This is a genomic window from Pseudomonas sp. ADAK7, assembly GCF_012935675.1.
Lineage (GTDB): Bacteria > Pseudomonadota > Gammaproteobacteria > Pseudomonadales > Pseudomonadaceae > Aquipseudomonas.
Genome location: NZ_CP052861.1, coordinates 2,837,693 through 2,853,606 on the forward strand (window position 1 = coordinate 2,837,693; position 15,914 = coordinate 2,853,606).

The window sequence follows — 15,914 nt, forward strand, 5'->3', positions numbered from 1 at the left end:
GCTAGGCGATGTGTCGCCAGTCGAGCCCTGAATCTTGATCGGCCAGTTGCAGCCAGTCCGGGTCGCACCCGAGGGTGTCGACAAAACATTGCCGGGCCAGCTGCGGCAGGTTGTTCTTGCTGCTCAGATGGGCCAGGACCAGGTGTTGCAGGCCTTGCCAGCCCAACTCGGACACCAGGAATGCCGCCTGGTGGTTGTTCAAATGTCCCAGTTCACCGCCCACCCGCTGCTTCAGGAAGTAGGGGTAGTGACCGCGAGCCAGCATGTCACGGCAATGGTTGGACTCGATCATCAACGCATCGAGGTCCCGATAGCCGTCCAGCACCTTGTTGCAATACGAGCCCAGGTCGGTCAGCAGGCCGAAGCGTCGCTCACCGTCATTGAATACGTATTGCGTCGGCTCTTGTGCATCGTGGGCCACGGCAATGACTTCGATGTTCAGGGCGCCGATTTGCAATTGCTCGCCGCCAGCCAGGAAGCCCGCGGGTTCGATCGGTTTGCGCATCCCGCGCAGGGTGCCGCGACTGAGGTAGACAGGCAGATTGTAGCGCCGAGACAGCAAACCCACGCCATGCACGTGGTCGGCATGTTCGTGGGTCACGAGTATCGCGCTCAACTGCGCCGGGTTTACACCCAGGCGCAGCAGGCGTTTTTCGGTTTCCCGCAGGGAGAAACCACAATCCACCAGCACATACGTGTCAGCGCTGGCTATCAGCGTGCCATTCCCTTGGCTACCGCTGCCGAGAACGGCAAAACGCATGTGATCAGCCCAGGTTGTCCTGAATCACGCTCAACACTTTGCGCGCCACTTCTGCCGGCGCCACGGTGTTGATGTTTTTCTCGACGGTGACCTGGACGTTCTCGCCAACCTTGCTCAGGCGAACCTGATAACGCTCGGCACGGGCTTCAACTTCTTCCTTGGTCGGCGCACTGCCGAACAGGCTGCTGAAGAAGCCAGGCTTCTCGTCTTTCTTCTCGGCTTTTTCCGACAGGTTGATGTAGTACAGGCCCAGGCTGCGGTTGATGTCTTCAACGCGCCACTCGCCCTGTTCCAGCGCGCGACCGACGCTCGACCAGGCACGATCCAGGTCCGGACCGACGTTCAGGATCGGGTTGCCGCTGCCGTCTTCGCTCAGGCTGACACGACTTGGCTTATCGGAGTCCTGGGAAGCCAGCATCGAGACCGAACCGCCCTTCTCGGCCGTGCGGCTCATGCTTGCGAGCATGTCGTCGACCAGTGCAGCGTCGAGGCCAGTGTTGACCGAACGGTTGGTGAAGTCGACGTCGGCGGTACTGCCGGCCGGGCGCTGGGCGCTGACCACGTAGATTTCACTGGTGTTGCGCTGCACGCCTGGCTCGATGCGGACCCGCACGCGGGTTTCGCTGTCCGCACTGACGCCGGCCGCGCTCAGGCGCTTGGCCATGGCCGCGGACAGTTCGTCGGAATGCTGCCAGGTGGTGGTGAATTCGCCGGTTTGCGGGCGTTGTTCGTCCAGGCGGAAACCGTTGTCCTGGAAGAATTGCACGGCCACAGGCCAGGCTTCGGCCGGTGGGTGTTGACCCATGACCCAGCTCGAGTCACCGCTTTTCTGCAGGGTGTAGTCGCTGGCGTCAGCAACGGCCGACAGCGGCTGCGGACGTGGCACGATGTATTCGCCCTTGGCGGTGTCGTCGGCCACGTTACGCGGGATCGGCAACAGCGGATCCAGACGTTTGGCGGTCTGGACATCCGGTGGCAGTTGCATTGGTGCAGTCTGTTGCGCTTCCAGGTAATCGCTACCACGGTCACGGAAGTAACCTTCCGGGCCCCAGATCCATCCGCAGCCACTGGTGCTGGAGATAATCAAGGCAAGTGCGGAAAGTCCGGCCAATCGCTTCATGCGTAGTACTTCCTCAATTAAACCAGGACGCCGGACTGGCGCATGGCCTGCCGCAGCGGTTCGTGACAGGCAGCGCTGAGCCAGGTGAGCGGCAGACGGATACCGTCCGGCATCAAGCCCATTTCATGCAGTGCCCATTTCACGGGGATAGGGTTGGATTCGATAAACAGGGTCTTGTTGAGCGGCATCAGCTTTTCGTGGATGGCCCGAGCAGTCACGGCGTCGCCCTTGAGCGCGGCGTTGCACAGGTCGGCCATGTCACGCGGGGCGACGTTGGCGGTCACCGAGATGTTGCCTTTGCCGCCCAGCAGGATCAGCTCGACAGCCGTGGCGTCGTCACCGGAGATCACCAGGAAGTCTTTGCTGACACCGTCGATGATCGCTTTGGCACGACCCAGGTCGCCGGTGGCTTCCTTGATACCGATGATGTTTTTCACGGTCGACAGGCGGATCACGGTCTCGGCCTGCATGTCGCACGCGGTGCGGCCAGGCACGTTATATAGGATCTGCGGGATATCGACGGCTTCGGCGATGGCCTTGAAGTGCTGGTACAGGCCTTCCTGGGTCGGCTTGTTGTAATAAGGTGTGACCAGCAGGCAGGCGTCGGCGCCGGCGCTCTTGGCGTTGGTGGTCAGCTCGATGGCTTCGCGTGTCGAGTTCGCACCGGTACCGGCGATGACCGGGATGCGCCCTGCAACCTGCTTGACCACGTAACGAATCACTTCGATGTGTTCGTTCACGTCTAGCGTGGCCGATTCACCTGTAGTGCCGACCGCCACGATCGCGTGGGTGCCGTTTTGCAGGTGAAAGTCCACCAGTTTGCTCAGGCTGTCCCAGTCGAGACGACCTTGTGCATCCATGGGTGTGACCAGTGCCACCATACTGCCCGCAATCATGCAACCGCTCCTGCCGGAAAAAGAGAGCCGTAATGGTACTGGCGCCAAGATGCTTGTACAAGCGAAGTACTGCGCTGCTGCCATTCCCCTTGGCGCCGCTTTTCGCTACCCTTCAGACTTTGATCGGTACTGATAAGCTCTTACGCCGGGTTCCAGCCTCCATTTTCGGCATCACAAGCCCCGATCCAGCGTTGCCACCCCTCGCTCCCGCCACTGCGGAGCACGTTGCAACCTTCGGCTCGGGTTTTCTGAATTCGTCTGCGCAGGGTCGCCCCCGGTAAAAAAAGCCCGTAGAAGTATCGACCGCTCATCGCTTTAGGAATGCTGCATGTCCACCCCCACAGTTCGCGAACAATTCCTTGTCATCAGTGCCCTCGGCGCCAACCCCATGGAGCTGACTAACGTCCTGTGCCGCGCCAGCCATGAAAACCGCTGCGCCGTGGTCACTTCTCGCCTGACCCGTCATGGCGAGTGCAGTGCCCTGATCCTCGAGATCTCCGGCAGCTGGGACGCCCTGGCCCGCCTGGAAGGCAGCCTGCCGATCCTCGCCAAGAAGCACGCCTTCACGGTCAACGTGGTGCGCAGCGCGGCTTTAGAGAACCGTCCACAGGCCCTGCCTTACGTCGCCTATGTCAGCTCGGCCTACCGCTCGGACATCATCAACGAGTTGTGCCAGTTCTTCATGGACCACAACGTCGAGCTGGAAAACCTGACCTGCGACACGTATCAGGCGCCACAAACCGGCGGCACCATGCTTAACGCCACGTTTACCGTGACGCTGCCGGCCGGCGTGCAAATCAGCTGGCTGCGCGATCAGTTCCTGGATTTCGCCGACGCGCTGAACCTGGACGCCCTGATCGAACCGTGGCGCCCACAAAACCCAATGTAAGGAAGCTTTAATGGCCGTTGCTATCGACCAACCGGTTACCGACTTCGAAGCACCCGCCACCAGCGGGCAGACCGTCAGCCTCGCCAGCCTCAAAGGCAAGCAAGTGGTGATTTACTTCTATCCGAAGGACAGCACCCCGGGCTGCACGACCCAGGGCCAGGGTTTTCGCGATCAGCTGGAGGCCTTTAAAGCCGCCAACACCGAAGTTTTCGGCGTGTCCCGCGACAGCCTGAAATCCCACGAGAACTTCAAGGCCAAGCAGGCATTCACCTTCGAGCTGATCAGCGACAAGGAAGAAGCGCTGTGCCAACTTTTCGATGTGATCAAGCTGAAAAAGCTCTATGGCAAGGAATACATGGGCGTTGATCGCAGCACGTTCCTGATCGACAAGGATGGTGTGCTGCGTCAGGAATGGCGCGGTGTGAAGGTGCCGGGGCATGTGGATGCGGTTCTGGCTGCCGCTCAGGCCCTGAATAAGGCCTGATTTTATTGGCGCCTGTTCCGGCGCCTTCGCGGGCAAGCCTCGCTCCTACAGGGTTTGCGCCGTTCGCCAGATCGGGAACGACGCAAGTCTGTAGGAGCGAGGCTTGCCCGCGAAGAGGTCCTCAAGATTGAAATCTAAAGCAACGGCGCCACCACCGGTTCCTTGCGCGGCCACGCATCAAGCACAGCCTTGAACAGCGTCGCCAGGGGAATCGCAAAGAACACCCCCCAGAAGCCCCACAAACCGCCAAACAACAATACCGCGCAGATGATTGCCACCGGGTGCAGGTTGACCGCCTCCGAGAACAGCAGCGGCACCAGCACGTTGCCGTCCAGGGTCTGAATGATCCCGTAGACCGCCATCAGGTAGATGAACTGATCACTCCAGCCCCACTGGAACAACGCAATCAGCATGACCGGCACGGTGACCACTACGGCGCCGACATAAGGCACCACCACCGAAACGCCCACCAGCAACGCCAACAGCGCCGCATAGTTGAGTCCCAGAACGACGAAACCGATGTAGGTCACGCCACCGCAAATGAAAATTTCGATGACCTTGCCGCGAATGTAATTGGCAATCTGCCGGTTCATCTCATGGGCAACGCGGGTAATCAGCGCCCGTTCACGCGGCAGGTAGCCGCGAACCCATTGCCCGATCATTTCCCGATCCTTCAGGAAGAAGAACACCAGGATCGGCACCAGCACCAGGTAGATCATGATGTTGACCAGCAGCGGCAGGCTCGACAACGAGAAGGTCAGCGCCCACTGGCCAAACTTGCCAATCTCGCCCCGGGCCACTTCGATGGCTTGCAGCACCTGCTCGTCGGATACCAGATGCGGGTAGCGTTCAGGTAGCAGCAACAGCAGCGACTGCCACTTGGCGAGCATGCCGGGCAGTTCGTTGAACAACGTGATCAATTGATGCCAGAGCAACGGCACGACGACCACGATGAACACCAGCAACAGGCCCATGAACAACGCGAAGACCAGCCCCACCGCCGCGCCACCGGGCACGCGCAAACGCTCAAGGGTGACGACCAGCCCTTGCATCAGATACGCCAGCACCATCCCGGCCAGCACCGGCGCAAGCATGCCGCCCAAAGTGAGCACGGCGGTGAAGCCCAGGATCAGCAGGACCGCCAGTACCACGGCTTCTTCATCGGAGAAGTAGCGCTGAATCCAGTCGCGTAACACTTTGAACATCAATAATCCTTAGTAACGAACGCAGCCGGTTTCAGGCCTTTTTCAACCAATAGCGGTACACGCCCGCCTCATCTTCTTCACGCAGCAGCGTATGACCGGCCAACCGGGCAAAGGTGCGGAAGTCGCGCTGGGAGCCCGCGTCCGTAGCAATCACCTTGAGGACCGCGCCGCTGGCCATCCGATTGAGCTCCAGCTTGGCCTTGAGCAATGGCAACGGACAATTCAGGCCACTGGCGTCCAGCTCAACGTCATGGGCTACCGCGTCAATCATTGCATCACTCCGGGTCAGGTGGTTGAGCGGCCTAGAATATCTGGTCCGAAGCCCGGTGTCCGGCTACAGTAAGGTCTTTGTCGACTAAGGCTTTGTGCATGACTTTTTTGCGCCCTACCCTGCTGACGCTCGCTTGCCTGCTCGCCTCACCAGGCTTCGCCGACGACCTGCCGTCACTCGGTGATGCCAGTTCTGCCATTGTCTCGCCGCAACAGGAATACCAGTTGGGCCGCGCGTGGCTGGCGATGTTGCGCAGCCAGGTCTCGCAGCTCAATGACCCGCAGCTCAAGGATTATGTCGAATCCAGCGTCTATAAGCTGGTGGAAACCAGCCAGGTCACTGACCGGCGCCTGGAGTTCATCCTGATCAACAGCCCGCAGCTCAACGCCTTTGCCGCGCCCGGCGGGATCATCGGGGTCAACGGCGGTTTGTTCCTCAATGCCCAGACCGAGGGCGAATACGCGTCGGTACTGGCCCACGAATTGGCTCACTTGTCGCAACGCCACTTCGCCCGTGGCGTGGAAGCCTCGCAGCGCATGCAAGTGCCGATGATGGCGGCGTTGCTGGCCGGGATCGTGATTGCCGCCGCCGGCGCCGGTGACGCCGGGATCGCGACCATTGCCGGCACACAGGCAGCCGCCATTCAGGAACAACGCCGTTTCTCGCGCCAGAACGAGCAGGAAGCCGACCGGATCGGCATCCTCAATCTGGAAAAAGCCGGCTACGATCCGCGCTCGATGCCGAACATGTTCGAGCGCTTGATGCGTCAGTATCGCTTTGACGCCAAGCCACCAGAATTCCTGCTGACTCACCCGGTCACCGAATCGCGAATCGCCGACACCCGCAACCGTGCCGAACAGGCCAAAGCGGGCGGCATCGAAGACAGCAAGCGCTACCAGCTGATTCGCGCGCGGGTGCAGTTGGTATACGAAGAAACTCCAGGCCTGGGCGCCAAACGCTTTCGCGCGCAGCTCGATGAAAACCCGAAAAACGATGTCGCTCGCTACGGCCTGGCCATCGCCCAGATCAAGGGCGGCCAGTTGAATGAAGCCCGGGAAAATCTCAAGCAATTGCTGGCCACGGCGCCAAACGAGATTATCTACAACCTGGCCCAGGTCGATCTGGACATCACCAACAATCGCCTGCCGGACGCGCAGTCCCGGGTCGACCGCTTGCTGACCCAGTTTCCGGGCAACTACCCACTGAATCAGGTGCGAGTCGACCTGCTGCTCAAACAGAACCGTACCGCCGATGCGGAAAAGGCCCTGGAAAACCTGCTCAAGGCTCGCCCGGACGATCCGGATGTCTGGTACATGGTGGCGGAGACTCGCGGCCTGTCGGGCAACATCATTGGACTGCATCAGGCTCGCGCCGAATACTTCGCGCTGGTCGGCGATTACCGACAGGCCATTCAGCAACTGGACTTTGCCAAGCGCAAGGCGGGCGGCAACTTCCCGTTGTCATCGCGCATCGATGCCCGGCAACGGGAGCTAATGGAACAGGAGCGGATGATCAAGGACATGATGGGCTAAAAGCTTCAGGCATAAAAAAACCGCCTCTTTCGAGGCGGTTTTTTATTCAGCCAACAACCGGTTTATTCAGCCAGTTTAAAGGTGATGAAGCTGGCACGACCTTGACGCAAGACCCGCATCGACACCGAACGGTTCTTCGGCAGCGCCTTGGCAATCTCGGTGAACTCCTTGGTGGAGCCAATCGCCTGATTGTTCAGATGCGTAATGACATCGCCAGGCTGCAAGCCAATCAGCGAAGCAGGACCGTCCTCGACGTCCTTGATCACCACACCGCCCTTGAGGTCGTAGGTTTTCTTCTGCTCATCGGTCAGCTCGGTCACAGAAACGCCCAAGCGGTTGCTGCTGCTCTCGACACCGGATTTCGCCAGACCATCCAGCTCTTTACCTTCGTCCGGGATGGTGCCGACGGTCAGCTCGACATTCTTGCGCTTGCCCTCGCGGACAACTTCAAGATTGGCCTTGGCACCCGCCTTCAGCGCGCCGACCAGATGCGGCAGGTCAGCAGACATGATGATCGGTTGACCGTTCATGCTCAGGATCACGTCGCCTACTTGCAGGCCACCCTTGGCAGCCGGGCCGTCATCCTGGATCTGTGCGACCAGCGCACCGGCCGGTTTCTCCAGGCCAAACGACTCGGCCAGATCCTTGTTCACTTCCTGGATCACCACACCCAGCCAGCCACGGCTGACTTTGCCGCCGCTTTTCAGCTGATTGGAAACGTCCATCGCGACGTCGATCGGGATGGCGAACGACACGCCCATGAAGCCGCCGGAGCGGGTGTAGATCTGTGAGTTGATCCCGACCACTTCACCGTTCAGGTTGAACAGCGGACCACCGGAGTTGCCCGGATTGATCGGCACGTCGGTCTGGATGAACGGCACATAGTTTTCGTTCGGCAGACTGCGACCGATAGCACTGACGATGCCTTGGGTCACGGTGTGGTCAAAGCCGAACGGCGAACCGATGGCGACAACCCACTGGCCGGCCTTCAGGTCCTGGGATTTGCCGAGTTTCAGCACCGGCAGATCCTTGCCTTCGATTTTCAGCAGTGCCACGTCGGAACGCGGGTCGGTGCCGATCAGCTTGGCTTTCAGCTCACTGCGGTCGGCCAGGCGGACGAGAATTTCGTCGGCGTCGGCGATAACGTGGTTGTTGGTCAGGATGTAGCCGTCAGGCGAGATAAGGAAGCCCGAACCCAGGGACGTGGCTTCGCGCTGACGATCACCACGCGGCGAACGCTGTTGCGGCATGCCCCGTTCGAAGAACTCGCGCAGCGCTGGCGGCAAGCCTTCAAGGTCCGGCATCTGGCCGGATACTTTGCGATCCGGCAGTTTTTGCGTGGTACTGATGTTCACCACCGCGGGCGAAGCTTGTTCGACCAGTTGCGTAAAGTCAGGCAATTCGGCCGCTTGGGCAGAGACCGCCTGGCCGAGCACGAGCACGGTGGCAAAAATGGAAAGATAAGACTTCAAGCGTGGTATCGACATACGGCTCCCGTTACGACGAGCATGGTTAAGCGATATGGAGCAAGGAACACCGGGAACCATACGCCGGTATTTTTGTTCCGGGAACAACAAACAAGGCCAGAGCCGAGAGGCTCTGACCTATAGAAAAATTCAGGGGTATTTGCAACTTGAAATGCTCACCAAACATTTCGACATCTCAATGGCGTGATGGGCATTGCTGACCTCTCGCACTATCAAATCGTCGATCCATGAGCATTTCGGTTCAGCTCACTGTTTGGCCGTTGTGGCGTCGGAGCGCATGGACAGCGCAATCCGTTCGGCGGTGCCGATGGGAATTTCACCGACCACGGTCACCATCATCTCGCCTTGAGGTGTGGTCAAGCGTCGGGAAACCGCAACGGTTGGACCGAGCTGGGTACGCGTATCGGTCACCGTAGCGCCGTTAAGCGGTTCCAGGAACACTGAAAAACGGGCCAGGCCATCGTCGTACATCAGGCTGCTGACTTGAGTTTTGGTCTCGGGGTCTTTGCGCGAGGAACTACTGCTGAGTTCAAAACCTGGCGGCAACCAGTCAGAATGCCAGACCTCGGCAGTTTTAAGCGCCGTAGCCTTGTCAGGCTCGATGGTTAGCGGTTTGCAATCTGAACCTGCCTGCAGATCGCTGTCTGACGGAACATCGGCAGTATCCAGTTGCGTGAACTGGAAGCGCTCAAGCAACTGACCCTTGTCATTGAGCAGCAACGACTTGAGGGGCAGGCCGGTTTCCTTGTCCAGGTGTAACTCGAAACCGTAACGATGCTGATCGCGCGGCCTCAGTGAAACAATCACCGCCGCGCGCCCAGCCACACGCGACTTGCCGATGACGGCAAGGTCGTACCAATTCTTGAGCTTTTGTGGATCGAGTGCACGAGCGGCAGAGTTGGGAGTGTCCCCCAGCCCTGCTATCAGGGTGCCGCTGACGCATTGAGTATGCCCATCAATGCGCACGACTTCCTGTGCCGAGCCGTCGAGCTGGAGTAAACGCTCGCGGACCTTGCCATCCTGGACGCGGTGCCAGATGTTATGGGTAGAAAAACTACCGTTACGCTCGTAAACAAAAGTACCGTGAAAGCTTTGCGTTTGCTCGGCCTGACCCAGACGTGTCAACCAGTTCTGGGCTTCATCGGCGTGGGCTGGAACAACAAACCAGCCACTGAGCAGAAGCGAAAGTAGAGGTATGGCGCGCATGATCCTCCTTAGCGGTTTTCCAGGCTTGCTGCACGAGCGTAAGGCAGAGCGCTCTCAGTTCCTTTCAGTGCAGCCTGTTGAGCATGTTGGCGCAAGTAGCTTGGCAGACGCTGATCGTGCCAGCCCGGCTGACCTTGCAATACGCCGTTGGCCATAGGGCCAGTGGCTTCCGAACTCTCACTATAGCCTGCCAATACAGCCGGACCCTTGACCTGTGGAGTGGCCAGAGTGGACTGCGTGGATTGCTGAGCCAGTTCGACCCCGGCAATTTCGTCCTGGTTGTACAGACGAACACCCGCCAATACGGCAACGGTCACCGAAGCAGCGACGGCCAGACGACCCAGGCTGCGCCATGGACCGCGAGATGCCTTGGCCGGGACGGCTTCGTCTTCCAGCGCAGCAGAGACTGCCGCAGCGATGTCCAGACGTGGAAGCAGCAGATCCTTATGCATGACTGCCCGAGCGATCTGGTAACGAGCCCAGGTTTCGCGGGTTTCAACATCGTCAAAGGCATTAAGCACCCGACGCAATTCCAGCTCATCCGCTTCGTTATCCATCACTGCGGACAGCGATTCCTGCAGGGCTTCACGACTCATGGCGTTCCTCTCTTGGCTGTCGCCGCTGTCTCAGTTTTCCTGCAACAACGGCTGCAGGGCTTTATCAATGGCTTCCCGAGCCCGGAAAATCCGGGAGCGCACGGTACCCACCGGGCATTGCATGACTGCCGCAATGTCCTCGTAACTCAGACCATCGAATTCACGTAAAGTTAAGGCCGTACGCAAATCTTCTGGAAGTTGCTGGATGGTTCGATGGACGGTGCCTTCGATCTCATCCCGCAGCAATGCGCGTTCTGGCGACTCGAGATCCTTGAGGCCATGATCGCCGTCGTAGAACTCTGCGTCTTCGGAACTGACATCACTATCCGGCGGCCGACGGCCGCGTGAAACCAGATAGTTTTTCGCCGTGTTGATGGCGATGCGGTAAAGCCACGTGTAAAACGCGCTGTCTCCGCGGAAATTACCAAGTGCACGGTACGCCTTGATAAAGGCTTCCTGTGCGACATCCTGGGCTTCATGGGTGTCGTGCACGAAACGCACGATCAACCCGAGAATTTTGTGCTGGTATTTCAGCACTAGCAGATCGAAAGCTCGCTTGTCGCCGCGTTGAACGCGCTCAACCAGCTGCTGATCCTCTTCCTGGGTTAGCATGAACACTCCTCGATAAGCTCGAAGGAGGCTTGCATAACTAAACGACCAGACTTGCAAACATAGACTCGGGCTTTTCGCAAAAGTTCTCCCCCTCCAAGCAAGTTTCCTGCGGGCTCTCTGATTTGGCACGCACGAAAAGCGCAGCTCGGGACAACCCGGCTGCGCGAATAATCTTGTCATCGGTTCGCCGGCGAGGACCAAACCGCAGGTCCCGCACTGAAGCCGACACTGTCCCTTGATTCAGGCAACCCGCTATTGATCTTGGGCCCTTGGCAAAAGTTCCAAATATTTATAGCCGGGTGCAACCGACATTGTGCAACCGTGAAGCGAAAAAGAGTGTTAAATCCTCGATACAGTCGTCTTGTCGCCGAACCCGCGAAAAAAACATCCGACGAAGCGTCCAGTCTTTTCTGTCACTGTAGTTTCACAATGCCATGGTGGCCCGGCTATTGTGCCGATCCCCCCCTCTATATACTAGTGGGCTGTGTGGCTGCCTGACTCGCCGATCCCAGGTGTCTTGCGCCAACCCCGACCCGGGTCGCTTTGAGCGGAATCCTGAAATGAGCCAACAGTTTCAACACGATGTTCTGGTCATTGGCAGCGGCGCTGCCGGTTTGAGCCTTGCGCTGACCTTGCCCGGTCACCTGCGCATCGCCGTATTGAGCAAAGGCGACCTCGCCAACGGCTCGACATTCTGGGCCCAGGGCGGTGTCGCTGCCGTCCTGGATGACACCGACACCGTTGAATCCCACGTCGATGACACGCTCAATGCCGGCGGTGGCCTGTGCCATGAAGATGCCGTGCGTTTTACCGTCGAGCACAGCAAGGAAGCCATCCAATGGCTGATCGACCAGGGCGTTCCCTTTACTCGCGATGAACAGTCCGGCACCGAAGACGGCGGTTTCGAATTCCACCTGACCCGTGAAGGCGGCCACAGTCATCGGCGCATCATCCACGCCGCCGATGCCACCGGTGCGGCGATCTTCAGGACGCTGCTCGATCAGGCGAAAAAACGCCCTAACATCGAATTGCTGGAACAGCGGGTCGCGGTCGACCTGATTACCGAAAAGCGCCTGGGCCTGGAGGGCGACCGCTGCCTCGGCGCCTACGTGCTCAATCGCGCCAGCGGCGAAGTCGACACCTACGGCGCCCGCTTCGTGATCCTTGCGTCCGGCGGCGCGGCCAAGGTCTACCTCTATACCAGCAACCCTGACGGCGCCTGCGGTGACGGCATCGCCATGGCCTGGCGTTCCGGCTGCCGGGTGGCGAATCTGGAGTTCAACCAGTTTCACCCCACTTGCCTGTATCACCCGCAAGCCAAGAGCTTCCTTATCACCGAAGCCCTGCGCGGCGAAGGTGCACACCTGAAGCTGCCTAATGGCGACCGCTTCATGCAGCGCTTCGACCCACGGGCCGAACTCGCGCCACGGGACATCGTCGCCCGGGCCATCGACCATGAAATGAAGCGCCTGGGCGTCGACTGCGTCTATCTGGACATCAGCCACAAGCCCGAAGCGTTCATCAAGACGCACTTCCCGACGGTCTACGAACGTTGCCTCGAATTCTCCATCGACATCACCAAGCAACCGATCCCGGTGGTGCCGGCGGCTCACTACACCTGTGGCGGCGTGATGGTCGATCAGCAGGGCCGCACCGATGTGCCGGGCCTGTACGCCATCGGCGAAACCAGCTTCACCGGCCTGCATGGCGCCAACCGCATGGCCAGCAACTCGTTGCTGGAATGTTTCGTCTATGCGCGTTCGGCTGCGGCGGACATCCTTGAGCAGTTGCCGCAGGTGTCGATCCCCATCGCCTTGCCCGTCTGGGATGCCAGCCAGGTGACCGACTCCGATGAAGACGTGATCATTGCGCATAACTGGGATGAACTGCGGCGATTCATGTGGGACTACGTCGGGATCGTGCGCACCAACAAGCGCCTGCAACGGGCCCAGCACCGGGTGCGCCTGTTGCTGGACGAAATCGACGAGTTCTACAGCAACTATAAGGTCAGCCGGGATTTGATCGAACTTCGCAACCTGGCCCAGGTGGCCGAGTTGATGATTCGGTCAGCGATGGAGCGCAAGGAAAGTCGCGGCCTGCATTACACCCTCGACTATCCGAACCTGCTGCCGGTGGCGCTGGACACTATTCTGGTGCCGCCCACCTACGTCGACTGAACCTCAGCCGGACCCGCAGGCGTCGGTGCACATCCGCCGCCTGCGAATCCCGGGGCACGCAGATCGCCCTGACCCGCCGCTCGCCCCGCAGGCGAAACCGCAGCACCACGACCAACGGTAGCGCCAGGCTGTCCGGCCGCAGCTGCACCGATTGCCAACCTCGCGCCTGACTCCATACCTGCCAGCCATCGGCATCGTGACGCAAGCCGCGAAACGCCTGCGGATGGGTCAACAGAATCTGTCGCGGCAACGCCCAAAAGCCATGAACCGCGCACAGCACAACGCCGAGCACGCAAACCCAGGCAGGTATAGAAAGAAGAAACAACGAACCCAGCGCGAACAGCTGGGCCAGAACATACGCCGCCAGCAACTGCCCAGAGGCATGCCAGCGGCAGTCGAACGCATTACTTGGGCTGGACACGATCCAGGATCATGCGAACCATGCGCTGAAGCTCCGGATCTTCTGATTCGGCGCGTTCCATGAACCAGCCGAACATGTCCTGATCTTCGCATTCGAGCAGCTTGCGGTAGCAATCGCGGTCGACATCGTTGAGGTGCGGGTAGACCTCCTTCACGAACGGCACCAGCAACACGTCAAGTTCAAGCATGCCGCGACGGCTGTGCCAGTAGAGGCGATTCAGTTCAACATCTTCGACCATGGAGCGCTCCTCAAATAGGCGGCAAGTATACAGCCCAACGCCGGAGCGAACAGTCGGCTTTGGTCGGACCTCCCGAGCTTTTGTGAACTACCCATTTCATGGGCGCCCCCTTATGATGTCTCTCAGACTCTTTACCCTGCGATGACCCATGGCCGATTCTGCTTTTTTCTGCACCCTGTCACACGAAGGCGTTCTCGCGGTCCGCGGCGCGGATGCCGGTAAATTCCTGCAGGGCCAACTGACCTGCAACCTCAATTACCTGAGCGATACCCAGGCCAGCCTCGGCGCCCGCTGCACCCAGAAAGGCCGGATGCAGTCGAGCTTCCGCATTCTGCTGCAAGGCGATGGCGTGCTCCTGGCCATGGCCACCGAGCTGCTGGAACCGCAACTGGCGGACCTGAAAAAATACGCAGTGTTCTCCAAATCCAAACTAACTGACGAAAGCGCCGCCTGGGTACGCTTCGGCCTCGATCATGGCGATGCGGCACTGCGCAGCCTCGGTCTTGAGTTGCCGGCCGACACCGACAGCGTTGTGCGCAACGACGGGCTGATCGCCATTCGTGTATCGCCTGAGCGCGCCGAACTGTGGGTCGCCGCCGATCAAGCCGATGCCATCAAGGGCAAGCTGTCCGCCCTGCTGGCCGAAGGCGAGTTGAATCAATGGCTGCTGGGCCAGATCCGCGCAGGGATCGGCCAGGTCATGCCGAGCACCCGCGAGCTGTTCATCCCGCAGATGCTCAACCTGCAAGCCGTGGGTGGCGTGAGTTTCAAGAAAGGCTGCTACACCGGCCAGGAAATCGTCGCGCGCATGCAGTACCTGGGCAAACTCAAGCGTCGCTTGTATCGCCTGACACTGGATGGCAATGAATTGCCTGAGCCCGGCACGCAACTGTTTGCCCCGAGCCACAGTAGCGCCATCGGCGAAGTGGTGATGGCTGCACGCGGCGAACTAAACATTGAACTCCTGGCGGTGCTGCAAGCCGAAGCTGCAGAGTCGGGGGATATCCATCTGGCAGCGCTCGAAGGCCCTGCCCTGCACCTGCTCGACCTGCCCTACGCGCTGGATCGCGATAAAGAAATCCAGCGTTAAGCGCAGTATTTTCATGCAAGACCCTAGAGAACAGAAATGAGTGAGCTGGCGGATAAGGTCCAACAGGATTTGGTTGAGGCCATCGATAACGATGACCTGGTTCTGCCAACATTACCGGAAGTGGCCCTGCAGATTCGCAAGGCTGCTGAAGATCCGGAAATCAGCGTTAGCACCCTGAGTAAAGTGATCGGCCGCGATACCGCGTTATCGGCGCGCCTGATCAAAGTGGTCAACAGTCCGTTGCTGCGGGCGACCCAGGAAGTCACCGACCTGCACACCGCCATTACCCGGCTGGGCGTGAATTACAGCAGCAACCTGGCCATCGGGCTGGTGATGGAGCAGATTTTCCATGCCAGCTCCGAGGTGGTAGAGCAGAAAATGCGTGATGTCTGGCGCAAAAGCCTGGAAATCGCCGGGGTCAGTTATGCCCTGTGCCGCAGCTACACCCAACTCAAACCCGATCAGGCAGCACTGGGCGGTTTGGTGCATCAGATTGGTGTACTGCCGATCCTGACGTATGCCGAAGATCACTATGAGCTGCTCTCGGACCCGGTCAGCCTCAATCATGTGATCGACCGCATTCATCCGCTGCTGGGCGACAAATTGCTCAGCGTCTGGGAGTTTCCGGAGATGCTGGTGAAGTTGCCGGGGCAGTATCTGGACTTCAAGCGTGAGTCCGTAAAGGTTGATTATGTCGATCTGGTGCAAGTCGCCAGTCTGTATTGCCACAAGGGCACCGACCACCCGCTGGCGCGCATCGATGCATTCAATGTGCCGGCGTTCAAGAAGCTGGGGATCGATCCAGAGAACGAGGCGATGTGCCGGGAGCTGGAAGAGTCGCGGTCGATGTTTTATTAGCCGAGACCGAGTCGCGCCCTTCGCGGGCAAGCCTCGCTCCTACAGATGCAACGTGCCCCCTGTAGGAGCGAG

The 15,914-nt window shown here is 59.5% G+C and carries 17 protein-coding genes; 6 read left to right on the plus strand and 11 right to left on the minus strand.

Going from position 1 to position 15,914, the window contains the following annotated elements; genetic code table 11:
* Nucleotide 1: 1 nt before the first annotated feature.
* Genes HKK53_RS13200 through dapA form a run of 3 tightly spaced genes read right to left on the minus strand, consistent with a single transcriptional unit; the run spans nucleotide 2 to nucleotide 2,776 of the window.
* Nucleotides 2–760, minus strand: coding sequence for an MBL fold metallo-hydrolase (locus tag HKK53_RS13200; RefSeq protein ID WP_123406244.1), 759 nt, complete (start codon nucleotides 758–760; stop codon nucleotides 2–4).
* A 4-nt stretch (nucleotides 761–764) separates the two neighbouring features.
* The gene (gene bamC, locus HKK53_RS13205) at nucleotides 765–1,880 is read right to left on the minus strand and encodes an outer membrane protein assembly factor BamC (protein ID WP_169371179.1); all 1,116 of its coding nucleotides are present in this window, start codon (nucleotides 1,878–1,880) and stop codon (nucleotides 765–767) included.
* Nucleotides 1,881–1,897: 17 nt separating this feature from the next.
* Nucleotides 1,898–2,776, minus strand: coding sequence for a 4-hydroxy-tetrahydrodipicolinate synthase (gene dapA / locus HKK53_RS13210; RefSeq protein ID WP_169371180.1), 879 nt, complete (start codon nucleotides 2,774–2,776; stop codon nucleotides 1,898–1,900).
* A gap of 328 nt (nucleotides 2,777–3,104) precedes the next feature.
* Here dapA and HKK53_RS13215 point away from each other — a divergent pair, with 328 nt between their 5' ends.
* Nucleotides 3,105–3,665 (plus strand): glycine cleavage system protein R, encoded by a 561-nt coding sequence (locus HKK53_RS13215; RefSeq protein ID WP_054046705.1) that lies wholly within the window; start codon nucleotides 3,105–3,107, stop codon nucleotides 3,663–3,665.
* A 10-nt stretch (nucleotides 3,666–3,675) separates the two neighbouring features.
* A complete protein-coding gene (locus HKK53_RS13220) occupies nucleotides 3,676–4,149 on the plus strand; it encodes a peroxiredoxin (protein WP_163908935.1) in 474 nt (157 codons plus the stop codon).
* Between the two features lie 134 nt (nucleotides 4,150–4,283).
* On the opposite strand, the gene HKK53_RS13225 is transcribed toward HKK53_RS13220, so the two are convergent.
* Both HKK53_RS13225 and HKK53_RS13230 read right to left on the minus strand, forming a co-directional pair.
* Nucleotides 4,284–5,354 carry an AI-2E family transporter gene (locus HKK53_RS13225; RefSeq protein ID WP_169371181.1) on the minus strand — a complete coding sequence of 357 codons (1,071 nt, stop codon included), beginning with the start codon at nucleotides 5,352–5,354 and terminating at the stop codon, nucleotides 4,284–4,286.
* A 31-nt stretch (nucleotides 5,355–5,385) separates the two neighbouring features.
* On the minus strand, nucleotides 5,386–5,625 hold the full coding sequence (locus tag HKK53_RS13230; RefSeq protein WP_169371182.1) for a sulfurtransferase TusA family protein: 240 nt from the start codon (nucleotides 5,623–5,625) through the stop codon (nucleotides 5,386–5,388).
* Nucleotides 5,626–5,723: 98 nt separating this feature from the next.
* Here HKK53_RS13230 and HKK53_RS13235 point away from each other — a divergent pair, with 98 nt between their 5' ends.
* A complete protein-coding gene (locus tag HKK53_RS13235) occupies nucleotides 5,724–7,157 on the plus strand; it encodes a M48 family metalloprotease (RefSeq protein ID WP_169371183.1) in 1,434 nt (477 codons plus the stop codon).
* 62 nt (nucleotides 7,158–7,219) lie between these two features.
* Here HKK53_RS13235 and HKK53_RS13240 read toward each other — a convergent pair whose 3' ends face one another.
* The 4 genes from HKK53_RS13240 to rpoE all read right to left on the minus strand — a co-directional run bounded on the left by HKK53_RS13240 (nucleotide 7,220) and on the right by rpoE (nucleotide 11,058).
* Nucleotides 7,220–8,644 carry a DegQ family serine endoprotease gene (locus tag HKK53_RS13240; protein WP_169371184.1) on the minus strand — a complete coding sequence of 475 codons (1,425 nt, stop codon included), beginning with the start codon at nucleotides 8,642–8,644 and terminating at the stop codon, nucleotides 7,220–7,222.
* 246 nt (nucleotides 8,645–8,890) lie between these two features.
* Complete coding sequence (locus tag HKK53_RS13245; RefSeq protein WP_169371185.1) at nucleotides 8,891–9,850, minus strand: MucB/RseB C-terminal domain-containing protein; 960 nt, start codon at nucleotides 9,848–9,850, stop codon at nucleotides 8,891–8,893.
* An 8-nt stretch (nucleotides 9,851–9,858) separates the two neighbouring features.
* Nucleotides 9,859–10,446 (minus strand): sigma-E factor negative regulatory protein, encoded by a 588-nt coding sequence (locus tag HKK53_RS13250; protein ID WP_169371186.1) that lies wholly within the window; start codon nucleotides 10,444–10,446, stop codon nucleotides 9,859–9,861.
* A gap of 30 nt (nucleotides 10,447–10,476) precedes the next feature.
* Nucleotides 10,477–11,058, minus strand: a complete 582-nt coding sequence (rpoE, locus tag HKK53_RS13255; protein WP_007944079.1) for an RNA polymerase sigma factor RpoE — start codon at nucleotides 11,056–11,058, stop codon at nucleotides 10,477–10,479.
* Nucleotides 11,059–11,618: 560 nt separating this feature from the next.
* Between rpoE and nadB the strand changes: the two genes are divergently transcribed.
* Nucleotides 11,619–13,235: an L-aspartate oxidase gene (gene nadB, locus HKK53_RS13260; protein WP_169371187.1), complete on the plus strand. Its 1,617-nt coding sequence runs from the start codon at nucleotides 11,619–11,621 to the stop codon at nucleotides 13,233–13,235.
* On the opposite strand, the gene HKK53_RS13265 is transcribed toward nadB, so the two are convergent.
* Both HKK53_RS13265 and HKK53_RS13270 read right to left on the minus strand, forming a co-directional pair.
* Nucleotides 13,204–13,656 carry a protein YgfX gene (locus tag HKK53_RS13265; protein ID WP_169371188.1) on the minus strand — a complete coding sequence of 151 codons (453 nt, stop codon included), beginning with the start codon at nucleotides 13,654–13,656 and terminating at the stop codon, nucleotides 13,204–13,206. The two genes, nadB and HKK53_RS13265, sit on opposite strands and share 32 nt — an antisense overlap.
* Entirely contained in the window at nucleotides 13,640–13,894 is a 255-nt protein-coding gene (locus HKK53_RS13270) for an FAD assembly factor SdhE (RefSeq protein WP_007944081.1), read from the minus strand. Before HKK53_RS13270 ends, HKK53_RS13265 begins: the two co-directional genes overlap by 17 nt.
* A gap of 148 nt (nucleotides 13,895–14,042) precedes the next feature.
* On the opposite strand from HKK53_RS13270, the gene ygfZ reads away from it, so the two are divergent.
* Nucleotides 14,043–14,984 carry a CAF17-like 4Fe-4S cluster assembly/insertion protein YgfZ gene (gene ygfZ / locus HKK53_RS13275; RefSeq protein WP_169371189.1) on the plus strand — a complete coding sequence of 314 codons (942 nt, stop codon included), beginning with the start codon at nucleotides 14,043–14,045 and terminating at the stop codon, nucleotides 14,982–14,984.
* 36 nt (nucleotides 14,985–15,020) lie between these two features.
* A complete protein-coding gene (locus tag HKK53_RS13280) occupies nucleotides 15,021–15,842 on the plus strand; it encodes an HDOD domain-containing protein (RefSeq protein ID WP_169371190.1) in 822 nt (273 codons plus the stop codon).
* The last annotated feature ends 72 nt before the right edge of the window (nucleotides 15,843–15,914 follow it).

Coding starts and splice junctions, on each gene's coding strand:
- HKK53_RS13200 (WP_123406244.1), bottom strand. CDS start 760: ATGCGTTTTGCCGTTCTCGGCAGCGGTAGCCAAGGGAATGGCACGCTG.
- bamC (WP_169371179.1), bottom strand. CDS start 1,880: ATGAAGCGATTGGCCGGACTTTCCGCACTTGCCTTGATTATCTCCAGC.
- dapA (WP_169371180.1), bottom strand. CDS start 2,776: ATGATTGCGGGCAGTATGGTGGCACTGGTCACACCCATGGATGCACAA.
- HKK53_RS13215 (WP_054046705.1), top strand. CDS start 3,105: ATGTCCACCCCCACAGTTCGCGAACAATTCCTTGTCATCAGTGCCCTC.
- HKK53_RS13220 (WP_163908935.1), top strand. CDS start 3,676: ATGGCCGTTGCTATCGACCAACCGGTTACCGACTTCGAAGCACCCGCC.
- HKK53_RS13225 (WP_169371181.1), bottom strand. CDS start 5,354: ATGTTCAAAGTGTTACGCGACTGGATTCAGCGCTACTTCTCCGATGAA.
- HKK53_RS13230 (WP_169371182.1), bottom strand. CDS start 5,625: ATGATTGACGCGGTAGCCCATGACGTTGAGCTGGACGCCAGTGGCCTG.
- HKK53_RS13235 (WP_169371183.1), top strand. CDS start 5,724: ATGACTTTTTTGCGCCCTACCCTGCTGACGCTCGCTTGCCTGCTCGCC.
- HKK53_RS13240 (WP_169371184.1), bottom strand. CDS start 8,644: ATGTCGATACCACGCTTGAAGTCTTATCTTTCCATTTTTGCCACCGTG.
- HKK53_RS13245 (WP_169371185.1), bottom strand. CDS start 9,850: ATGCGCGCCATACCTCTACTTTCGCTTCTGCTCAGTGGCTGGTTTGTT.
- HKK53_RS13250 (WP_169371186.1), bottom strand. CDS start 10,446: ATGAGTCGTGAAGCCCTGCAGGAATCGCTGTCCGCAGTGATGGATAAC.
- rpoE (WP_007944079.1), bottom strand. CDS start 11,058: ATGCTAACCCAGGAAGAGGATCAGCAGCTGGTTGAGCGCGTTCAACGC.
- nadB (WP_169371187.1), top strand. CDS start 11,619: ATGAGCCAACAGTTTCAACACGATGTTCTGGTCATTGGCAGCGGCGCT.
- HKK53_RS13270 (WP_007944081.1), bottom strand. CDS start 13,894: ATGGTCGAAGATGTTGAACTGAATCGCCTCTACTGGCACAGCCGTCGC.
- ygfZ (WP_169371189.1), top strand. CDS start 14,043: ATGGCCGATTCTGCTTTTTTCTGCACCCTGTCACACGAAGGCGTTCTC.
- HKK53_RS13280 (WP_169371190.1), top strand. CDS start 15,021: ATGAGTGAGCTGGCGGATAAGGTCCAACAGGATTTGGTTGAGGCCATC.